Source organism: Ligilactobacillus equi DSM 15833 = JCM 10991 (genome assembly GCF_000615765.1).
GTDB classification, from domain to species: domain Bacteria; phylum Bacillota; class Bacilli; order Lactobacillales; family Lactobacillaceae; genus Ligilactobacillus; species Ligilactobacillus equi.
In genome coordinates this window covers 1-3,992 of sequence record NZ_BAMI01000093.1, presented here as the reverse complement: position 1 = coordinate 3,992, position 3,992 = coordinate 1, and the positions used below count along the sequence as shown (strand labels likewise).

Here is a 3,992-nt window from a genome sequence, read left to right as displayed (position 1 = left end):
TCTTTGCTTTAATTCCAAGAGTTAAACTATAGCGTAACATCGCCCCCAGACCTGCACCTAGTCCCACCCAAAAATAATCCACTTACATAACCTTCTTTACTAAAAAATACGCTAGCATAACCGCTAAAAAACCCAAACCTGCATTCATACTTAAATAGCACACTGCACTTAGCTTCTGACTGGTTAGTAACATTTTTACCAATTCACTACTAAAAGTTGAAAAAGTCGTAAAGGCTCCGACAAATCCGGTTCCTAAGCCTACATTTAGCCAAGGACGTAGGTGACCAGCTTCGATTACTGCATAAGTAAAAAGAGCTAATAGAAAACATCCCAAGAGATTAGCTACCAAGGTCCCACCTTGATCAAAATATTGATGTAAGCCATACCGCGCCATTCCGCCAAAAAAGGCGAAACCTCCCACACTTAAGAAATTTTTAAAGCTCACAGCATTCACCTCAAATTCTTCTTATATTTTATCTAGATATGCTTCAATTGTAGCCAATACTCCTTCTGCTTCATTACTAGCAATTACCTGATTAGCAACAGCTTTAACTGCTGACTTGGCATTTTTCATGGCATAAGCTTGACCAGCGAAACGCATCATTTCCAGGTCGTTGACATCATCACCAAAAACCATAAGCTGGTCTTGACTTAAACCATAGTGCTTTAACAACTGTTCTAACCCCCAAGCTTTATGATAGCCCTCCTTGATAAAGTCAATGGCACCATAACCACTCGGCGTCGCCTTTAATGTCAAAGTCCTCTGATTATTGTATTCCGCTGAAATCGCCTCTACGGATGTCACCGGCACAATTGCCGTCATTTTAAAAATTTCTTCATCAATTGGAATTTGACTAAAGTCTGCTAAACTTTGTCCTTTTTTAAATAATTCAACCAACTTAGTAGGCATTGTTTCTAAGCTAGGATAATTAGCAATTTTACCGCGATAGTAAAGGCCTTTAGCTCCTGCTGCCAATAAGAAAGCTTCCGGCTTATCTACAAAGAAAGCTTCAAAATCGGCAATTTCTTGAGCGTTCAACTTAGGGTCTGCCACAACTTTCCCTTGGGCAAGGACATAAGCACCATTTTCTACCACATAATCCAAACGTGAACTTAAATCCCCAAAGATATCTTCTACCATCCACAACGAGCGTCCACTGGCCACTGCAAAATGAATGCCCTCTTGTTCTAGCCGATCCAAAAGTTTTGTGAATCGTTCGTGATTATAGGTACCATCTGCTTTTAAGAAGGTCATATCCATATCGGAAGCAATTAATTTAATCTCAGACATTTTTCTTTCCACCAATCATTTCAGTTTACCCTTTTTATTATAAGCTTTTTCATAGCCAACGTCTTGTCTCATTTTAAGAAAATTTAATTTTATCTTTTCTTGTGCATGATAAATGCGATATAATTAAAAGCAAATTTGACGATTACAATTCGGGAAGTGATTTTATGGCTCTTAGCGATATGGCACTAGCTAGTAATGAAAAACGCCAACAAAGAATTATGCTCCTCCGTCAGGGATTCAACGAGGAGCGTTACCAATCCATCTCCCAAGCAGCAGCTTATTTTCACTACACTTACCAAACAGTTGCTAAATGGGCAAAGGATGGCGATATCCCCCTCTTAGACCTCCACGGACGTCCCGTTGTCCCAGTCACCGATGCCAATCAAGCCCAAGTTAATCTAGACCGGCGACTAGCTAATATCAATAAACTCAGTAACCTTTTTAACCAAAGAAAAGTTGTCACTGTGGCCGCCGCTGCTAAAGAATTTAAATACTCACCTCAAACCATTGCCAGCTGGGCCGTCCAAGGTGACATTCCTCTCCTCCAAGAAGACGGTACCACCGTGGTGGCAGTTAATGACGATAACCTGCCAGCTTGGCTTGATGATGATTATTTGGCGGCTATTGAACATCAGTAAAAATACAGCTCTTCTCGGGCTGTATTTTTTATCTATTTTACAAATTTAACAAAATCATCCATACTTAATTTTTCTTGCGGACGCTTGGGATCATTTAAGCGGTAGCCTAAAGACATCATCAGACAAGCACTTTCCTTGGCGCTATCAATCAAGCCTTGTTCTACTAAAACTTGGTTAACTTCAGCTCGATTAAAGCCTTCAATCGCACATGAATCAATCCCAATCGCAGAAGCCGCTGACATCATCATCCCCATGGCGATATAGGTTTGCTTGGCCGCCCAGTCAAAGAAACCACGCGCATCATCATAAGGAATTTCCATATCATTCAATTGAAAACTACGATAGCGTGCCGTTGCCTTATCCATTTGAGCTTGATTGAAGCCTCGGGAAGTAAAGAGTTCTTGAATAGCAGGCTGGTCATAACGCACTTCTTTTTGCGCCACAAAGACAATAAATTTGTCAGCCGCATGCTCAATTGACTTTTGTGCACCCCAGGCATGTTGCCGCACTTGATCCCACTTGGCATCATTTTCAAAGACCAGGACGCGCCAATCTAAAAGTCCAATCGAAGAAGGACTCATGCGCCCTACTTCCAAAATATAGTTCAAATCAGCTTCGCTTACAGCTTGTGCCCGATATTCACGAATAGCCCGTCGAAAATGCGTCCCTTTTAATATTGCTGTTTGAATTGCTGCTTTATCCATCAAATCATCCTTCATTTTTTCTGTCATTATAGCACAAAAAAAGCTATTCAGACACTAAGTGACCTACTCGACATCAAAGATACTAAGTTTCTAGAACCTCTTACGAGATTCCGACTTCTCCAGTAACATATTAGGGTGTCTTTATCCTAATACTATTTCAACTAAGCAAACCCAGACAGTACCGCTGCTAACATGTCACCATACCAATTAAGGTTGGAAGGTGGGTCTGTACCAAAAAGTTATTCTAGATAATTTCTACAAGATTGTTCTCATCTAAAAACGGATATTTAGCACGCTGTTTCAATACAGCGTGTTTTTTTACATCCAAAGACCAATCTCTGATATTATATGTTGCATTCAGATCTCTATTTGTTGCGTCTACCCATAATCTCTTGTGTTCCCAGGTATCTATATGGTTCAAGTTATTTAAGGATGGCGGACTGGAGGCCTTGAAACCGAAGAAGAAAGGTAGGCCAAGTAAGGTGTCAAAGACAAGTAAGAAGAATACCCGTAAAATGTTAAAGAAGGAAAGCGACGAAATGGAGGCGTCAAAACAAGAACTCCGTCAAGTTAAGATGGAGCGTGATATCTTAAAAAAATCACTGACCCTGTTCGGACCCTCAAAGCCAAAGATAAGACGGTAATTGTGGATCAGAAGAGCTTGCCCAAAAATAAACGATATGGGATTGGTGAGCTTCTGAGAATGGTTGACTTAAAGCGCGCAACTTACTACGATGAACGTAAACGCATTGCCAACAAAATTGATAAGTACGCAGACATCAAGCTAATAATCAAGGAAATAGCGGAAAAAGGCAAGTGGATGGGAAATTACACATACGGCTACCGCCGTATACTGCCACTCCTAAAAGAGGCGGGTTACCATATGGCTGAAGCGACTTTACGTCGCTTAATGAGCGAATTAGGCGTCCAACCGGCGATGTATAATCGCCGTAAGAATGACCACTATTCTTCTTATAAAGGTACAATTGGTAAAGTGGCTCAAAATCTACTGAATCAAACATTTGATACCACTATTCCCTACACCGTCCTTCATACTGGCGTTTCACAGATACGTTTAGGCAATTCTACTTGGGCCTATATGTCAATCATCTTGGACCAGGCTACTAAAGAGGTTTTAGCTGCTTCTATTAGCCAAAGTCCAAATAAACTGCTGATTTCGGACACGTTAAAACAACTTGAAGACAAACTTCCTGAAGGTGTTAATCCCATTATTCACTCTGACCAAGGTTGGCACTATCAATTGGACTACTATCGTGAAAAGATTGATTCATTGGGTTTAATCCAAAATATGTCCCGCAAGGGAAATTATTTAGATAATGCCCCTATGGAGAGTTTTTC

The 3,992-nt window shown here is 40.6% G+C and carries 5 protein-coding genes; 2 read left to right on the top strand and 3 right to left on the bottom strand.

Annotated elements, in window-relative coordinates; genetic code table 11:
- Positions 1-82 precede the first annotated feature (82 nt).
- Together JCM10991_RS11325 and JCM10991_RS11320 are read right to left on the bottom strand one after the other, a co-directional pair.
- Positions 83-445, bottom strand: a complete 363-nt coding sequence (locus JCM10991_RS11325; RefSeq protein ID WP_225349971.1) for a fluoride efflux transporter FluC — start codon at positions 443-445, stop codon at positions 83-85.
- Positions 446-466: 21 nt separating this feature from the next.
- Positions 467-1,291, bottom strand: a complete 825-nt coding sequence (locus tag JCM10991_RS11320; RefSeq protein ID WP_023859475.1) for a Cof-type HAD-IIB family hydrolase — start codon at positions 1,289-1,291, stop codon at positions 467-469.
- Positions 1,292-1,455: 164 nt separating this feature from the next.
- Between JCM10991_RS11320 and JCM10991_RS11315 the strand changes: the two genes are divergently transcribed.
- Positions 1,456-1,929, top strand: a complete 474-nt coding sequence (locus JCM10991_RS11315) for a helix-turn-helix domain-containing protein (RefSeq protein WP_023859474.1) — start codon at positions 1,456-1,458, stop codon at positions 1,927-1,929.
- Positions 1,930-1,961: 32 nt separating this feature from the next.
- Here JCM10991_RS11315 and JCM10991_RS11310 read toward each other — a convergent pair whose 3' ends face one another.
- Entirely contained in the window at positions 1,962-2,633 is a 672-nt protein-coding gene (locus JCM10991_RS11310) for a nitroreductase family protein (protein ID WP_025021548.1), read from the bottom strand.
- Positions 2,634-3,279: 646 nt separating this feature from the next.
- Between JCM10991_RS11310 and JCM10991_RS11300 the strand changes: the two genes are divergently transcribed.
- On the top strand, positions 3,280-3,992 hold a 713-nt coding region (locus JCM10991_RS11300; RefSeq protein WP_155889663.1), incomplete at its 3' end, for an IS3 family transposase.

What these genes read in the sequence shown, in the direction of transcription:
- JCM10991_RS11315 (WP_023859474.1), top strand. Translation starts at nt 1,456, where the DNA reads ATGGCTCTTAGCGATATGGCACTAGCTAGTAATGAAAAACGCCAACAA.
- JCM10991_RS11320 (WP_023859475.1), bottom strand. Translation starts at nt 1,291, where the DNA reads ATGTCTGAGATTAAATTAATTGCTTCCGATATGGATATGACCTTCTTA.
- JCM10991_RS11310 (WP_025021548.1), bottom strand. Translation starts at nt 2,633, where the DNA reads ATGGATAAAGCAGCAATTCAAACAGCAATATTAAAAGGGACGCATTTT.